This is a genomic window from Paractinoplanes durhamensis, from assembly GCF_016862175.1.
Taxonomy (GTDB): Bacteria; Actinomycetota; Actinomycetes; order Mycobacteriales; family Micromonosporaceae; genus Actinoplanes; species Actinoplanes durhamensis.
Window position 1 is genome coordinate 15,366 of record NZ_BOML01000092.1, and the last position, 17,592, is coordinate 32,957.

2 protein-coding genes are annotated in these 17,592 nt (G+C 72.8%); both read right to left on the reverse strand.

Translation table 11 applies throughout. From position 1 onward, the window contains the following. Nucleotides 1-18: 18 nt before the first annotated feature. Entirely contained in the window at nt 19-13,737 is a 13,719-nt protein-coding gene (locus Adu01nite_RS45845) for a non-ribosomal peptide synthetase (protein WP_203735708.1), read from the reverse strand. A gap of 14 nt (nt 13,738-13,751) precedes the next feature. Further along, nucleotides 13,752-17,579 carry an SDR family NAD(P)-dependent oxidoreductase gene (locus Adu01nite_RS45850; RefSeq protein WP_203735709.1) on the reverse strand — a complete coding sequence of 1,276 codons (3,828 nt, stop codon included), beginning with the start codon at nt 17,577-17,579 and terminating at the stop codon, nt 13,752-13,754. Nucleotides 17,580-17,592: the final 13 nt, after the last annotated feature.

Consider the following 17,592-nt stretch of genomic DNA (forward strand, 5'->3'; position numbering starts at 1 on the left):
TCGATGTGTGCGGCCACGTCACGTCATCCAGTTGAGGTCGAGTTCGTCGAGGTCGGCCTGGCTCAGGCTCACCAGCCCGACGTCGGACGGCGTCAGACCGCGAACGCCCTTGCCTTCCGCAGCCTCCACCAGCGTGCTGAGCACCTCCACCCAGTCGTCGGACAGCCGCCGCACCTGTACGGCGGAGAGCACCCCACGATCCCATTGCCAGGTCGCCGCCAGCCGGCCCTCGCGGGTCGTGCCCGTCCCCAGGCTGAGCAGATAGCCGCCGGGCGCGCGGTCACCGCCGTCCACGACGCCCGGCACCTCCGGCCAGGCATCCGATGCAGGGTTCGCCGATCCACCGGAGGCGGGCCCCCGGTGGCAGAAGCCGATCGGCGGCAAGTCCAGCCCGCCGAGCACCGCGGCGGTCTCCGGATTCAGATATCGCAACAATCCGAAGCTCAACCCGCCGGCGTACGCCGCACGGATCTGCTCCTTGATCTGTTTGACCGCGTCGCTCAGCGCAGCCCCGTCCGATTGCTCGATCCGGCCCGGTCGCAGGCACACCGGCACCGGTGCGGTGAACCGGCCGATCTCGCCGGGAGCCAGGCCGGCCGGCCTGTCCTGCGGGTCCACCTCGATCAGAACCCCGGTGTCCGGGCTGTTCCCCGCACCGGCCACCGCGATGGCCAGCGCGGCGAGCAACAGTTCCTCGGTGGTGGCCAGGAACGCGGCGGCGGTCGTGGTGAGCAGCGCCGTTCCGGTCTGGGCCGGCAACACGGTACGCAGCGGCGGTGCGGTGCCCGCGTCGGCGCCGTCCGGGGGCCATGGCGGTTGCGCCGTGGCCAGCACCTGGCACCAGTGCGGAAGTTCGCCGGCCAGCTCCGCGGCCAGCTCGGGCAACGGGGACGCCCAGCTCCGGTAGCTGAGCGCCGGCCCGTTCAGCGCGGGTGGACGACCCCCGGCCACTGCCGCGTAGGCGTCCGCCAGGCCGTCGGCCAGTACCCGCAGGGACTCGGCGTCGGCCGCGAAGTCGTGCACCACGACCACCAACCAGCCGCCGCCGGGCGGTCCCGGGTCGAGGTGGACGGCCTGGAGCATGGTGCCCGCGCCCGGGTCGAGCCGGGCGGCCGCGGCCGTCGCCGCCGAACCGGCCTGCTCGGTCCATGTCCGCTCGTCGAAGTCGGACGCGTCGACCACGTCGAGAAGTCCGGGCCGCGCGTCCTCCGCGGCGACCGGAATCACGGCCTCGTCGAGGCGTACCCGTAGCGCTCCGTGGCGTCGCCACACCGCCTCGAGCGCCTCACGCAGCAGCTCGGGTGTCGCACCGTCCGGAGCCCGCAGCACCATGGTGTGATGCCGGTCCGGCGAGTCCGGCCGGCCTCGGGACCACGCGACGTGCGGCGGCGCGGGCACCGGCCCGGTCGAGTCGTCCGCGCCGGCGTCCGGCTCGGCCGCGACGACCGCGATGGCCGCCGGAGTCTTGTAGCGGTAGACGTCCTGCGCGGTGAACAGCAGTCCGGCGGCGCGGGCCCGGGCGACCAGCTGGATCGACACGATGCTGTCCCCGCCGAGGGCGAAGAAGCCTTCCTCGACGCCGACGTCGGAGCGGCCGAGCACGTCGGCGAACAGCCGGCAGAGGCGTTCCTCCCTGGCGTTGCGCGGCGGGCGCGACTCCGCGACAGCCGGTGCCTCGGTGAGCGCGGACCAGTCGACGCCGCCGTCCGGCGTCAACGGCAACGCGTCCACGACGACGACGGCGTCCGGGACCGACGACTCGGGCAGCCGCTCGGCCAGCCAGTTCATCAGCTCGTCCGGTTCCGGTGCGACGGAACCGGAGGCGACGACGTACGCCACCCGCCGGTCGCCGCCGACCAGGGCGACATCGGCAACATGGGGATGGGACGACGTGACGTCCTCCACCAGCGCGGCCGGGACCACGAGGCGCAGCTCGCCGCCCGTTGTCCAGCGCCCCAGCCGGCCGGTGCGGAGCATCCGGCCGCCGGGCGGCCCGAACGGGCACGGGATCCACCGCTCGGCGGTACGCGACGCTGCGCCATGGCACTCCCGCCCGATGGCCGGTCCGGCAACGTACAGCTGTCCCACCACGCCCGGCGGCACCGGCCGCAGGTCGTCGTCGAGCACGTATCGGGCCGTTCCACCGACCGTCTCGCCGGCCAGGGGTGCGCCACCGGTCGACGGTGTCCCCGGCACGCCGAGCACCGTCGTCCCGGGGCACGCCGCTGTCACCGCGTCGACGGCCGTTGAACGGGGCAGCCCGTCCAGCACCACGATGTGTCCGGCATTCGGTAAGGCAGCCGGGTCGGCTCCGGCCATCCGGTGGAAGGCCGCCGCGGTCAGCATGATCTCCGTTGCCTGACCCGGGTCGGAGACGATCGTCCGGCCGGACAACAGCGGTGCCCAGACAGTCGCCGCCGGTGCTGTCGTCAGCAGGAGCCGCTCGACGAACAACGGACCGGCCGTACCGCTCCACCGTGGATCGGCGGCGACGGCCGCCAGCCCTCGATGGGTCTGTGTCACGAGCCCGTCGGTCTCCCGGTCGTACAGCAGGTAGGCCGCCTCGTCGGGCCAGGGCGTGGCACCGGACGCCGGCAGGTCCAGCGGACCCCGGACGGCGATGTCCGGGCCGACGCCATCGGGCAGCTGCGCCAGGTCGGTGATCAGCAGCTCGGCCCCGGCGGCAGCCAGCACCGCCCGAATCCGCGTCCCAGGCCAGTCCGGATCCACCGGCACGCACACCGCGCCGGCCGCGAATATCGCTTGGTGGATCGCCGCCGCGTTCTCGGGCTGCCCGACCAGCGCCGCGATCCTCGCCGGTGCGGCCGGGCCGGTGGGCGTCCCGGCCGGACCGGGAAGGACTCCGATGGTGGCGGCCGGCGCCGGCGGGGCGCAGAGCCACGCCAGTTCGTCCGCGCTCAGAACGGCGATGTCGGTGATCGGGGTGTCCGGCCGATCGGTCGCGGCAACCAGCAGCCGCTGCCAGCGTTCGGCGAGGATACGGACGGAGTCCGGCTCGTAGAGGTCGGTGCTGTACTCCAGCGTGGCGGTCAGGGTGCCGTGCTGTTCCCGCACGCTGATCATGAGATCGAAGCGGGCGGTTCCGGTGGGCACCCGGTACGGACGCACGTGCAGACCGGGCATCTCGATATCGGTGGTGGCCGCGTTCTGCAGCACCAAGCCGGTCTGGAACAGCGGATGGCGGGCGGCGGCCCGGGGCGGATTGAGCGCCTCGACGAGATACTCGAACGGGACGTCCTGGTTGGCGTACCCGGCGAGGGCTCGCTCGCGCACCCGGGTGAGCAACTCGGTGAACGTGGGCCGGCCGCTGGTGTCGGTACGCAGGACCAGCATGTTGACGAAGAACCCGATGAGGTCGTCCAGCGCGGTGTCGGTACGCCCCGCGATCGGGCTGCCGAGCGGGATGTCGGTGCCCGCGCCCAACCGGGTCAGCAGCGCCGCCAACCCGGCCTGCAACACCATGAACAGCGTGGTGCCGGTACGGGTGACCAGCGCGGTCATCGCCGCATACAACTCCGGCCGGAAGTCGAAAGTGAAGGTGTCGCCCCGGAACGACGACGCCGCCGGCCGGGGCAGGTCGGTGGGCAGCGACAGCTCGTCGGGCAACCCGGCCAGCGCCGCACGCCAGTAGCCGACCTGCGCGGTGAACACCGCGTCCGGATCATCCTCGGCGCCCAGCAGCTCCCGCTGCCACACGGTGTAGTCGGCATACTGCACCGGCAGCGGTTCCCAGGACGGCGCCTGCCCGTCCCGGCGGGCCAGGTACGCGGCGACGAGATCGGCCCGCAGCGGGGCCAGCGACCAGCCGTCACCGGCGATGTGGTGGAACAACACCAGCAGCACGTACCGGTCGGCGCCGAGCCGGAACAGCGTGGCCCGGACCGGGATCTGCTCGGCCAGCTCGAACGGGTACCGCACCTCCTCCGCGAGGAGCTCCGCGACCGCGCCGCCGCCCACCTCGACCACGTCGAACGGCACGCTCAGGCGGTCGACCGGAACGATCTCCTGCCAGGCCACCCCGTCCTCGTCGGGGAACATCGTGCGCAGCGTCTCGTGCCGGGCGACCACGTCCGTCAGCGCCTGCCGCATCGCCGCCTCGTCCAGGTGCCCGGACAGCTCCAGCACCAGCGGCATGTTGTAGGAGGCGCCCGGCCCTTCCAGGCGGTGCAGGAACCACAACCGCCGCTGCGCGAACGACAACGGCACCCTCGACATGCTCGCCGGGCGCGTCCGGAGCGGCGGGCGTACCACCGCGGTGGCCGCCGCCACGACCGCGGCCAGCCCGGCCGGGGTCGGCGAGTCGAACACGTCCCGGATCGCCACCTCCGCGCCCAGCACCGACCTGATCCGCGACACCAACCGGGTCGCCAGCAAGGAATGCCCGCCCACGTCGAAGAACGAGTCGTCCACGCCGACCGCGTCCAGGCCCAGCACTTCGGCGTACAGGCCGCACATCAGCTCTTCCAGCACCCCGCGCGGCGACCGTCCACCGCTGGCGCCGAAGTCGGGTTCCGGCAATGCCGCCCGGTCCAGCTTTCCGTTGCTGGTCAACGGCAGCCGTTCCAGCACCATGACCGCCGCGGGCACCATGTAGTCCGGCAGCCGCACGGCCATCTGCTCCCGCAACACCCGGCCGTCCAGATCAGCCGCTCCCGGAACCGACGTCGCGTAGCCCACCAGGCGTACGCCCGCGGCGCCGCCCGGCCAGGCCACCACCGCTGCCTGGCCGACATCGGCGCACGCTGCCAGCGCCGCTTCGATCTCGCCCGGCTCGACCCGGAAGCCCCGGACTTTCACCTGGTCATCGGTGCGCCCAGCGAATCGCAAGACCCCGGCGGCGTCCTGCCGGCACAGGTCCCCGGTGCGGTACATCCGCGCCCCGATCCCGAATGGGCACGCCACGAACCGTTCGGCCGACATCCCGGCACGACCCTGGTACCCCCGGGCCAGCCCGGTGCCGGCCAGGTACAACTCCCCCAGCACACCCGGCGGGACCGGCCGCAGGTCCGCATCCAGCAGGTAGCAACGCAAGCCGTCGATGGGCGCGCCGATCGGCAGCGGCTCCGGCCGCAACCCGGCCCGGTCCGGCACGGTGTACGCGGTGGCCGCGTGCGTCTCGGTCGGGCCGTAGTGGTTGTGCAGCCGCCGGCCCGGAACGCTGTCGAACCACTGCCAGGCCCGCTCCCCCAGGTGCAGCGCCTCGCCACCCTGGATGACGTCACGGAGCCCGGCAAGCGGCAGACCGGCGTCCATCGCCGCCCCGGCCAGCGCGCCGATCACCGAGTTGACCGCGAAGAGCTGATCGATCCCGGAGTCGTCCAGCCAGCGAACCAGCGCCGCCATGTCGGCCCGGGTCTCGGCGGCGATGGTGACCAGGGTGCGGCCGCAGGCGAGAGCGCCCAGCAGCTCCTGAACGGACACGTCGAATCCGAGGGCCGCGAACTGCGCGGTCCGCCGGCCCGGGCCGCCCGGGAGCACACCGATCTGCCAGCGCACCAGGTTGGACAGCGCGGCAGCGGGCATCACCACACCCTTGGGCGTACCGGTCGAGCCGGAGGTGTAGATGACGTACGCCGGGTGTGCCGGATGCAGCGGGTGGAGCCGTTCGGCATCGGTCATCGTGGTGTCCCGCAGACCGGCCAGCGCCGCCATCATGCCCGGGTCGTCGAGCAACAACGGCTCCGGCAGGTCCGGGTGGACGGCGCCGGCCCAGCCGGCCGCCACCGCCCCGGTGCTGACGATCGCCGTCGGCCGGACGTCGCTCAGCACGCGGCTGATCCGGGCGACCGGGTGGTCCGGGTTGACCGGCAGGTACGCCGCGCCGGTCTTGAGGACAGCGACGATCGCCACGACGAGTTCAGCCGACCGGGCAAGCCCGACCGCCACCACCCGCTCGGGCCCGGCGCCGTGGCTGACCAGCAGCCGGGCGAGGCGGTTCGCCGCCGCGTCCAGCTCCGCGTAGGACAGGTGCACCGCACCGTCGACGACGGCCGTCGCGTCCGGGGTCCGGGCCACCTGACGCTGAAACAGCTCGCACGGCGCGGGCATCGAGCCGGCGTCCACGTCGGTGGGTACCGGCGGCACCAGAGCCGCCACCTCGTGCGGAGCGAGGACGGTGATGTCGGTGATCGGGGTGTCCGGCCGGTCCACCGCCGCGGTGAGCAGCCGCTGCCAGCGTTCGGTGAGAGCACGGACGGTGCCGGGCTCGTAAAGGTCGGTGCTGTACTCCACCGTGGCGGTGAGCGAACCATCCTGTTCCCGCACGCTGATCATGAGATCGAAGCGGGCGGTTCCGGTGGGCACGCGGCGCTGCCGCAGCCGCAACCCGGGCATCTCGAGCGTGCCGGCGGCGGAGTTCTGCAGCACCAGACCGATCTGGAACAGCGGATGCCGGGCCGCCGAGCGCGGCGGGTTCAGCGCCTCGACGAGATACTCGAACGGGACATCCTGGTGGGCGTAGGCGGCGAGCGCCTGCTCGCGTACCCGCGTCAGCAACTCGGTGAAGGTGGGCCGCCCGCCGGTGTCGATGCGACACACCAAAGTGTTGACGAAGAATCCGATGAGATCGTCCAGCGCGGTGTCGGTGCGCCCGGCGATCGGGGTGCCGATCGGAATGTCGGTGCCGGCGCCCAACCGGGTCAGCAGAGCGGAAAGCCCAGCCTGCAGAACCATGAACAACGTCGTGCCGGTACGGGCGGCCAGCGCGGCCATGGCCGCGTGCAGCTCCGGCGGGAAATCGAAATCGACGAAGCCACCCCGGAACGACGTCACCACCGGACGCGGCCGATCGGCCGGCATGGGCAACTCGTCGGGCAGCCCGGCCAGCGCCGCACGCCAGTAGCCGACCTGCGCGCTCAGCATCGCGTCCGGGTCCTCGCCGGAGCCGAGCAGATCCCGCTGCCAGACCGTGTAGTCGGCATACTGCACCGGCAGTGGCGTCCAGGACGGCTCGTGGCCGTTCGAACGGGCCGTGTAGGCCGCGACCAGATCATCGGTCAGCGGGGCCAGCGACCACCCGTCGCAGGCGATGTGATGCATCAGGACCAGCAGCACGTGCTCGTCGGGGCCGAGGCGGAACAGCGTGACGCGAACCGGAATCTGTTCCGCCAGCCGGAACGGATACCGTACCGCCTCGGCCAGCAGGTCATCGGAGTCCTCGGCCGCCTCGACGACCTCGAACGGCACGACCGCATCCGCGGCCGGCAGGATCCGCTGCCAGGCCACCCCGTCCTCGTCCGGGAACACCGTACGCAAGGCCTCATGCCGTCCGACCACGTCCGTCAGCGCCAGCCGCAACGCCGCCGCATCCAGGTGCCCGGACAACTCCAGCACCAGCGGCACGTTGTACGTCGCACCCGGCCCTTCCAGGCGGTGCAGGAACCACAACCGCCGCTGGGCGTACGACAACGGCACCGGCCCGTTCACCGGCGCACACACCCGCAACGGCAGCCGTACCACCGCGGTGGCCGCCGCCACGACCGCGGCCAGGCCGGCCGGCGTCGGCGAGTCGAACACGTCCCGGATCGCCACCTCCGCACCCAGCACCAACCGGATCCGCGACACCAACCGGGTCGCCAGCAACGAGTGCCCGCCGATCTGGAAGAACGAGTCGTCCACGCCCACCGACGGCCAGCCCAGCACTTCGGCGTACAGGCCGCACATCAGCTCTTCCAGCACCCCACGTGGCGGCCGTCCGAACTCGTCGCCGGAACCGCGATCGGGCTCCGGCAGAGCCGCCCGGTCCAGCTTCCCGTTACCGGTCAACGGCAGCCGGGGCAGCACCATCAAGGCCGACGGGACCATGTACTCGGGCAGCGTCTCGGCCAGCTCCCGCCGCACTGCCCGGCCGTCCACCTCACCGGCTCCCGAGGCCGGCACCGCGAAACCCACCAGCCGTACGCCCCCCATACCGTCCGGCCGCGCCACCACCGCGGCCTGGCCCACCCCGGCGCAGGCCGCCAGCGCGGCTTCGATCTCGCCCAGCTCGATCCGGAACCCGCGCACCTTCACCTGGTCGTCGGCCCGGCCGACGTACCGCAACGTCGCATCGGCAGCCCATCGCGCCAGATCGCCGGTCCGGTACATGCGCGCACCCGGAGGCCCGAACGGACACGCCACGAAGCGCTCGGCCGACAAGCCCGCATGACCCAGGTACCCACGACTCAAGCCCGGGCCCGCCACGTACAGCTCGCCCGTCACACCGGGGGCGGCCAGTTGGAGGCCCGGTTCGAGAACGAAGAGGTCCAGGTCGGGGATCGGCACGCCGATCCGGCCGCCGCCCCCGGCCGCGGTCCGCGCGTCGACGGCTTGGAAGGTGGCGTGCACGGTCGTCTCGGTCGTGCCGTACATGTTGACGAGGCCGGGGGCGTCGTCCGGATGCCGGGCGTACCAGTCACCGAGCCGCGACTCGTCGAGCGCCTCGCCGCCGAACACCACGCGCCGCAGCCGCAGCCCGGAACCGATCTCCGGACGCTCCGCATCAGCGGCCATGAGCTGGTAGAACGCCGACGGGGTCTGGCTCAGCACGGTCACGCCCTGATCGACGAGCAGCCGCAGGAACCGGTCCGGGGCCCGGGTCACCTCCCACGGCACCACCACCAGCCGGCCACCGGCCAGCAGCGCACCCCACATCTCCCAGATCGAGAAGTCGAAGGCGTACGAGTGGAAGAGCGTCCACGTGTCGTCGGCGGAGTAGTCGAACCACTGGCGTAGCGAGGACATCAGCCGCACCACGTTCGCGTGGGTGACCGCACAGCCCTTCGGCCGCCCGGTGGACCCGGACGTGTAGATGACGTACGCGACGTTGTCCGGCGCCGGAGCGTGTGCCGCGGGGGCCTCCGGCGACGCGAGGTCCGCGTCGTCCATGATCAGCAATGGCGTGCCCGGAGGCAGCGAACCGGCCGTCGCGAGCGTGCTGACCACGACGATCGGGTCGGCGTCGGCCAGCATGAACGCGAGGCGGGCCGCCGGGTACGAAGGATCCAGCGGCACGTAGCCGGCACCCGCCTTCAGCACCGCGAGGACGGCCACGACCAGGTCGGCCGAGCGCGGCAGGGCGAGGCCGACGAGCCGTTCCGGGGCGGCGCCGCGAGCCCGGAGCGCGGCGGCCAGCCGGTCGGCGGCGGCGTTCAGCTCCGCGTACGTCAGCTCCCGCTCGCCGTCGCTCACCGCCACCGCTTCCGGCGTGCGGGACACCTGCTGGGCGAACAGCTCGGGCAGTGTCGCCGTGACCGGTTGCGCCGGCCGCCCGGGCGCCAGCGCCCGGCGTTCCCCGGCCGAGAGCAGGTCGACCGCTCCGATCCGCGCCTCGGGCCGGGCGGCCACACCGCGTAGCAGCTGCACCCAGCGTTCCGCCAGCGCGACCGCGGTCGGCTCGTCGAACAGGTCGGCGCTGAATTCGCAGGTGCCGGCCAGGCCGGCCGGCGCTCCCCGCTCGTCGCGGTACTCGAAGAGGTTGAAGTGCAGGTCGACCCGGGCCGTGCCGGTGGCGACCCGCTGCAGTTCCACCTGCAGGCCGGGCATCTGGAAGGCGGCACCGGGGGCGTCCTGAACCGCGAGCATGACCTGGAACAGCGGATGCCGTGCGGTCGAGCGCTGCGGGTTGAGCGCCTCCACCAGGTACTCGAAGGGCACGTCCGGATGGGCGAACGCGGTCAGGTCGGCATCTCGCACCCGCCGGACCAGCTCGGTGAAGGCCGGGTCACCGCTGGTGTCGGCGCGCAGCACCAGCATGTTGACGAAGAACCCGACCAGGTTGTCGAGGGCGCTGTCGAAGCGTCCGGCGACAGGTACGCCGATCGGGATGTCGCGGCCGGCGCCGAGTCGGGTGAGCAGCGCGGCGAGGCCCGCGTGCAGCACCATGAAGACGGTGGCGCCGCACTCCCGGGCGATGGCGATCAACGCCGCATGCAGGTCGGCGTCGATGACGACCGGGACCGTGCCGCCGCGGTACGACCCGGCGGCCGGACGTGCGCGATCGGCCGGCAGGACCAGCTCCTCCGGAAGCCCCGCGAGAACCCGTAGCCAGTGCTTGCTCTGCAGGCTGAACACGCTGTCCGGGTCGGCGGTCTCCTCGATCAGCCGGCGCTGCCAGAGCGTGTAGTCGGCGTACTGCACCGGCAGCGGTTCCCACCGAGGCGAGTCGCCATTCAGGTGTGCCGCGTACGATTCGGCCAGATCCCGGGCCAGCGGCACCAGCGACCACCCGTCCGCCGCGATGTGGTGCAACAGCACGACCAGCACGTGCAGAGACGGCCCGACCTCGAACAGCTCCACCCGGATCGGCGCCTCGACCGCGAGGTCGAAGCCGTACCGGACGACCTCGGCCAGCCGCGCCGGCAGCTCTTCCTCGTCGGTGACGTGCACGTGCGGCACCGGCGCCGCCGCCTCGATCGGCAGCACCCGCTGATGGGCGATGCCGCCGTCCTCGGGGAACACCGTCCGGAGCGTCTCGTGCCGCTCGGTCACGTCCCACAGCGCAGCGGTGAGGGCCTCCCGGTCGCATCGGCCGGACAGTCGCAGGACGAGCGGCATGTTGTACGTCGCGCTCAGTCCCTGCATCCGGTACAGGAACCAGAGCCGGTCCTGCGCCGGGGACAGCGGGACCCGTTCCGGTCGGGTCTCCGCGCGCAGCGGTGGGCGGGGCGTTCCGGCCTGGCCGAGGCGCCCGGCGAGCCCGGCCACCGTCGGATGCGCGAACACGTCGCGCAGCGGCACGTCGACGCCGAAGGCGGCCTGAACCTTGTTACGCAACAGGCTGCACTGGAGCGAGGACCCGCCGAGCAGGAAGAAGTTGTCGTCGGCCTCGACCGACGCGACGCCGAGGGTATCCGCGAACAACCTGCACAGCAGTTCCTCGGCCTCGGTGCGTGCACCCTTGCCGGCGCGGTCCGCCGGCGTACCCGGGGCCGGCAGTGCGGCCCGGTCGACAGTCCCGCGTGGCGTCAACGGCAGCGGGCCCACTCCGACGAACGCCGCGGGCAGCATGAACTCCGGCAACCGGTCGGCGGCGAACCGGCGCAGCTCCTCCTCGTCGACCGGGATGCCGGCGACGCCCGTGACGTAGCCGACGAGCGCCGCGTCACGGGCCACGACGGCGACCCCGGCGACCGATTCGTGGGCCGCGATCGCCGCTTCCACCCGGCCGGCCTCGATGCCGTAGCCACGGACGGTACGGCGGTCGGCGGCGGGGCCCAGCACCTCGAGTTCGCCGTCGGCGTTCCATCGCGCCAGGTCGCCGGTGCGCACCATCCGCGCGCCGGGTGGACCGTACGGGCAGGCCACGAACGCGGCTGCACTCGCGCCGGGGCGGTTGGCGTAGCAGGTGGGAAGGTGGGCCGCGAACAGGTACAGCTCGCCGGGGACGCCGGGCGGCACCGGGGCCAGTCCGGCGTCCAGGACGAACCCGGCGTGCCCGGCGACCGGCCGTCCACCGGCCAGAACCGTCGGCCACCGGCCGGCGAACTCGGGCCAGGTCGTCGCCGCCGCAACCGGCGCCTCGGCGAGGCCGTACCGATGGTGCAGCCGGCGTCCCGGCACCCGGTCCCACCAGCGGCGCAGATTGGCGACCGGGACAAACCGGTCACCGGACTGAACCACCTGCTGGACACCGGGCAGGTCACTGCCCACCGCGTCGGCGGCCTCGACCAGCTGGGCGAGCATCGCACCGGTGCAGCTGACCGTATCCGCATCGGACCTCTCCAGCCAGGGAACCAGTTCTTCCGGGTTGTCGTCGGAGAAATCCGGCGTCGCGACAAGGGTCCGGCCGGCGGTCAGGATCGCCAGCGTGGCGTACGCCGACCAGGACGGATCAGTCGATCCGATCAGCACGGTACGCCGTCCGCCCACGCCCGCGTATTCGGCGACGAGCGCCTGACTGAGCCCGGCCTGCGTCAGCAGCACCGCACCGCCGGCGATGGCGGCGAGCTCTTCGGGGTGCGCCGGGCGCGGCGAGAAGTGGGCGGGCTGCCGGTCGAGTTGCTCGGTGATCCCCGCGTCGTCCAGTAACAGGCGCGGCACCGCGTCGTTCTCCGGAAGATCAGCCTCTGACAGGGTCAGCTCCAGGACCGCGCCCGGCGTCCCGGCGATCGCGTACGCCGCACCGATCTTGGCTATCGCGAGCAGGCTGACGGCGAGCAGGTGGCCGCCGGCCGCGGGAAACCGCAGCGACACCAGGGCTCCCGGGCCCACCCCGCGAGCGGTCAGCAGGTGCGCGAGCCGGTTCGCGGTCTCGTCCAGGTCGGCGTACGACAACGCCCCGCCCGGCCACTCCACCGCGGCGATCCCGGGCTCCTCGGCCACCCGGTCCCGGATCAGCTCCGCGATCGAGGCCCGTCGCGGTGTCGCGGCGCCGGGCCGGCCCAGCAGCCAGCGGTGCTCACCGGGAAGCAAGGCGTCGAGCCGGGCGACGCTGCCCGCCAGGTCCGGGCCGTCGCCGTCCCCGATCAGTGCGTTCAGGACCTGGAGGAAGCGCTGTTGCCGGTCGGCGAGACCCGCGTCGTCGTGGCGCAGCGGGTTCGCCTCGAAGTCGATCCGCATACCGCGGGGGTTGGGCCAGTCGTACACCGTGATGCTGATGTCGTCGATGTAGCGGTTGGACAGGTTGTGGACGACCGCCGGATGGCCGGCGAACCGGGCGCCGAATCCCTCGAACCCGCCGGCCTGGATATTGATCATCGGCCCGGTGAAGAGCGGCACGTCATCGGGCAGCCGCAGGTCGCGGCGCAGCCATTCGCCGCGGTAACGCTGATGCCGCACCAGGTCCCGGGTCTTCGCGCCGACCTCGGCGACCAGTGCGGCCAGCCGCAGATCCGGGGTCACGGTAAGCCGCAGCGGCAGCACGTTGGTGACCATGCCGGGAGTGGTGCGGGCGATCTCGGTCACCCGGGCGCTCACCGGCAGGCCCAGCAGCACGTCGGGTACGCCGCTGGTGCGGTAGGCGTAGATCGCGGTCGCCGCGATTACCAGGCGGGTCCAGCGCAGACCGGTCGCCTCGCCGAGCTGCCGCAGCCGTTCGACCTTCTCCGGGGGCAGATAGTCGGTGCTCCGCAGCTGCAGCCGGGGGCGTTCGACGTACCGGCGGGTGAGCCGAGGCGTACCGGCGAGGTCACCGAGCCGGTCCTGCCAATACTCGCGGTCGACGGCACACTCCGGCGAGGCCGCGTAGGCCTCCTCGGCACGCAGCAGCGGTTCGATCGGACGGGGGCGGACAGCGACCGTCTCGCCTGACATCAGCGCCGAGTACACCTCGGCCATCCGTTCCACGACCATGGCGAAACCATGTCCGTCGATCGCCGTACGGTGGATGCACAGGAACACGAAGTAGCGGTCCGCCGCCAGGCGTAGCAGCGCCAGCCGGAACGGCGGCTGAGTGGTGAGGTCGATCGGCTCGGTCATCGCAGCCCGCATCCACTGCATCGCCGCCGGCTGCGGGTCGGCGGCGGCCGAGACGTCCACCATCGGCATCGGCCAGTCGCCCGGCCGCACGAAGACCTGGGCCGGGCCGTCCGCCGTGTCCATGACCCGCAGGTGCAGCGACTCGCATTCCTCGACGGTGTGCCGCAATGCGGCCTCGAACCGCACCTCGTCGACCGGGCCGAGGATCTCCACGTACTCCGCGCCCAGGTAGAGCGGGCTGGCCGGGTCCAGCTGTTCCGCGTACCAGATCGCCTGTTGAGCGGCGGAGAGCGGAAACACGGTCGGCTGTTGATCCGGCATCTGGGCCATCCTCGTCATACCTGAACCGCGACGGCGCCGGCGAACTGGCGCAACGTCGGGTTCTCATAAAGCATCCGGACCGGGTAGTCGGTGCCGAGGGTTTCGTTGATCCGGGCCAGCAACCGCATCGCTCGAAGGGAGCTGCCGCCCAGATGGAAGAAGCTGTCGTCGCGGCCGACCCGCGGCGCGGCCAGCACCTGGCCCCAGATGCCGGCGAGCCGATGTTCCAAGTCGCCCTGCGGTTCCTGGTAGCCGCCGCCGGCGACGAGCCGGGCCGCGGACCGGAGCTGCGGGGCCGCCGGCCGGCCGGCGGCGTCCCGGGGGATCTCGGACAGCACGGCGACGGTGCACCGGGCCGCGGCGTCCGGATCGGCCCGGGCGAGCCGTGCGCGCACCGCTTCGGCCAGATCGGTACCGGACACGGTGGAGTCGACGGCGGTCACCGCCAGCAGCGTGCCGACGATATCGAGGTGGTCGGTGGCCAGTGCCGCCTGGATGTGCTCGTTGCTGCCGTTGAGACCGATCAGAATGGTGGAGTGCTCGGCCGACAGCGCGCTCACGAACGCCGCGATGCCGTAGCCCGGCTCGATCATCCGGAAACCGCGATGCGTGGCCGCGTCCGCGAACGGGCTGCCCGTGTTCATGCCGGTGTCGCGCCACATGCTCCAGGCGAGGCAGCGGGTCGGGAGACCACCGGCGGCACGATGGCCGGCCAGGGAGAACAGCGCGCTGTTGGCCGCGGAGTACGCGGCGAAGGTGCTGCCGCCGAAGTAGCCGTTGACCGAGGAGAACAGCACCAGCGGAGTGTCCGGCCGGGCAGCCAGCCAGCGGTCGAGGGACCAGGCGCCGCACACCTTGGCGTCAGTCATCTGCTCGAACCAGCCGGCCGCCTCACGCAGCAGCGTGTGTGACTCCGGCTCCGACCACTGCGGCAACACGCTCGCACCGGCGAGGTGCAGCACACCGTCCACCGGGCCCCAGTCGCGTTCGGCCGCGATCACCGCCGCGTCGATCGCGTCCGGGTCGGTCACGTCCGCGTTCGCGTACCGCACGTCACCGAGTTCACGCAGCTCGGCCAGGCGAAGCCCGGCGACGCCCTGGCCCGGTGCGACGTTCACGGTCCGGCCGAGGACGAGCAGCCGGCACCGGTAGGTGGCGAGGAGGTACTGGGCCAGCTCGAAGCCGATCCCGCCGAGGCCGCCGGTGAGCAGATAGTGCCCGCCGGGCCGCAGCGCACCGGGCCCGGCCGGTGAATCATCGAGATCGGGAGCCGGCCGCAACCGCGGCACCAGACGCCGCCCACCGCGATCGGCCACGATCGGCTCGTCGCCGGCGGCCCGCAGTTCGCGGCGGATCGCGGCGACGACCGATTCGGCATTCCCGGCCACGTCCAGCTGGCGGACCGAACGCAGCACCGATTCCTCGGCCGCGCTCCGCACGAAACCGGCGACACCGGCCGCGCGGGCGTCGAAGCGATCACCGCCGCTCACCTGATGGCCCCCGCGGGTGACCACGAGCAGGTCGACCGGCTCGCCGGCGAGCGCCTGGGTCAGCCAGAGCAGTGCCGCCAGGGTGCCGTTCACGGCCGCCCGGAACTCCGCCGGAGTGGCCGGGTCCGGTTGTTCGGTGAGCGGCCAGGCGAAGACCACGGCGGACAACGCAACGCCGTCGGCGCGCAGTTCCTCGACCAGACGGCGATAGTCGTCCGGGGCCGCCGGGTCGATCTCGTGATGACGGCTGCCGACCCGAGCGAAGCCGGCGCCGGGCCGCACGGTGTGCACCGATGCCGCCGCCAACCCGGCCGGGTCCGCATCCGCGGGCGCGAACCACAGCACACCACCGGGGCCGGCCGCCGCGACGGTCGCCGGCTCCGCCTGCCACACCGGAACGAAGCACCACGGGTCGGGATCGGCCGGCACGGCGAGGCTCTGCAACCGCTCGTCGAAGTCGCCGGACCGCAGCCGGGCCACCAACTCCGTACGCTGAATCTTGCCGCTCTCGGTCTTCGGGAACTCCGCCTCGCTGACCGGCACGACGATGTCCGGCGGCAGGCCGAGGTCCGCCGCCAGGGTGGCCCGGATGGCGGCGCAGACCGTGCCGTCGTCGTCGCCGGGCACCGCGGGGACGAAGAACACCGCGAGCCGGTCCGTGCCCTCGTCCTCGTCCGGGACGCCGCAGGCCGCCACGTAGGTGACCGCGACGCCGGGCACCTGCGACACGGTCGACTCGATCTCGTGGCAGAGGTAGTTGGCGCCGCGGACGACGATGAGGTCCTTCTCCCGGCCGGTGAGCGTCGCCCGGCCGGCCCGGATGAACGCCAGGTCGCCGGTGTTGAACCAGCCGTCGGCGACGAACGACTCGCGGTTGGCTTCGGCGTTGCCGTAATAGTGGCGCAGCATCGTCGCCCCGCGGATCTGCAACCGGCCGACGCGCGACTCCGGCAGCACCCGGCCGGTTCCGTCGACCACGCGCAGGGTCACACCGGGGATCGGGGCGCCGACCTCGGTGAGGGTCACGGTGTCCGGCGCACCCGGCACGTCGTACACCAGGGCGCCGGCGAGCGAGCTCTGCTGGACGGTCACCGTGCCGGCAGCCTCGTCGGCGCCGAAGAGACGGCCGCCGGTGACCCCGGAGGACGTCTCCGACATACCCCAGGTCGCCACCATCGCGTCGGCCGGCAGGCCGTGCGGCGCCAGCAGACGCACAAACCGCTGGGCAGTGCGGGCCACCACCGCCTCGCCGGCGTTACAGATGTTGCGCAGCGCGGACAGCTGCCAGGATCCGCGGCCGAGCCTGGCCTCCTGGGCGTTGACGAGCGCGAACGCGAAGTTCGGCGCCCAGGTGTTGGTGGCCCGGTGCCGGTCGGCCCAGTCCAGCCAGCGCAACGGGTCGGCGACGAACGCGTCGGCGCGCGCGTTGACCTGATCACAGCCGAGGAAGACGTCCCGGACCTGGTACATGACGATGCCGCCGACATGGTCCAGCGGCATCCAGTTGAGCGAGACCTCGTGTTCGTCGAACCCGTTGGCCACCGCGGTGGCCCAGGTGCGGGCCGCGATCGTCCGGTGCGGGTGCTGCACGCACTTGGGCACGCCGGTGCTACCCGAGGTGAGCAGGTTGAGGGCGATGTCGTCCGGCTCAGCGGGGTACCAGTCGGGGTCGCGCGGGCCGTCGGCGAGTTCCTCCACCGCGGCCACCACGACGTCGCCGTCCCACAGCTCACGGACCGCGCCCACCACGTCGAGCAGGGCGGCGTCGGTGACGATCGGCGGACGGTCCAGCAGATGCCAGGCGCTGCGGAGCTTGCGGACCACGGCGTTGTCCACGGTGTAGGTGGGCGCCACGCCGACCGGGGTGGGCAGGAAACCCCCGAGCAGGCAGCCCCAGTAGGCCGTGACGAAGTTCTGGTTGTCGTCGCACTGCAGCAGCACCGACTCGCCCGGCCGCAGTCCGAGGCGGCGCAGACCCCGCAGCACCCGCTCGGCGCCGTCGAGCAGCGCCGGGTACGTCTGCCGCCGGGTGGAGCCGTCGGCCCCGATGTACGTGGTGCCGTGGCCGGGATGCCGCTCGGCGGCACGTGCCAGCGCGGCGGGCAGCGTGGCCGGCCAGTCGGCCGGCAACGACAACGGGCCACCGTCGGCGACCGCCGGTGGCCCGTCGAAGCTCTCGGCCTCCGGCACGGCCGGCGCAGCGCGGGTCGCGGCCGGCTCGGGTGGCGCCTCGGGCAGGACGCGCGCCGGGGCGTAGCGGACGACCGCGGCCGCGTCGGCGATCCCCGGTACCGTGCCGGCCAGCGCGACGAGCCGATCCAGCTCTGCCGTCTCGTCAGTGAATCCGGTCATGTGCTGGGCCTCC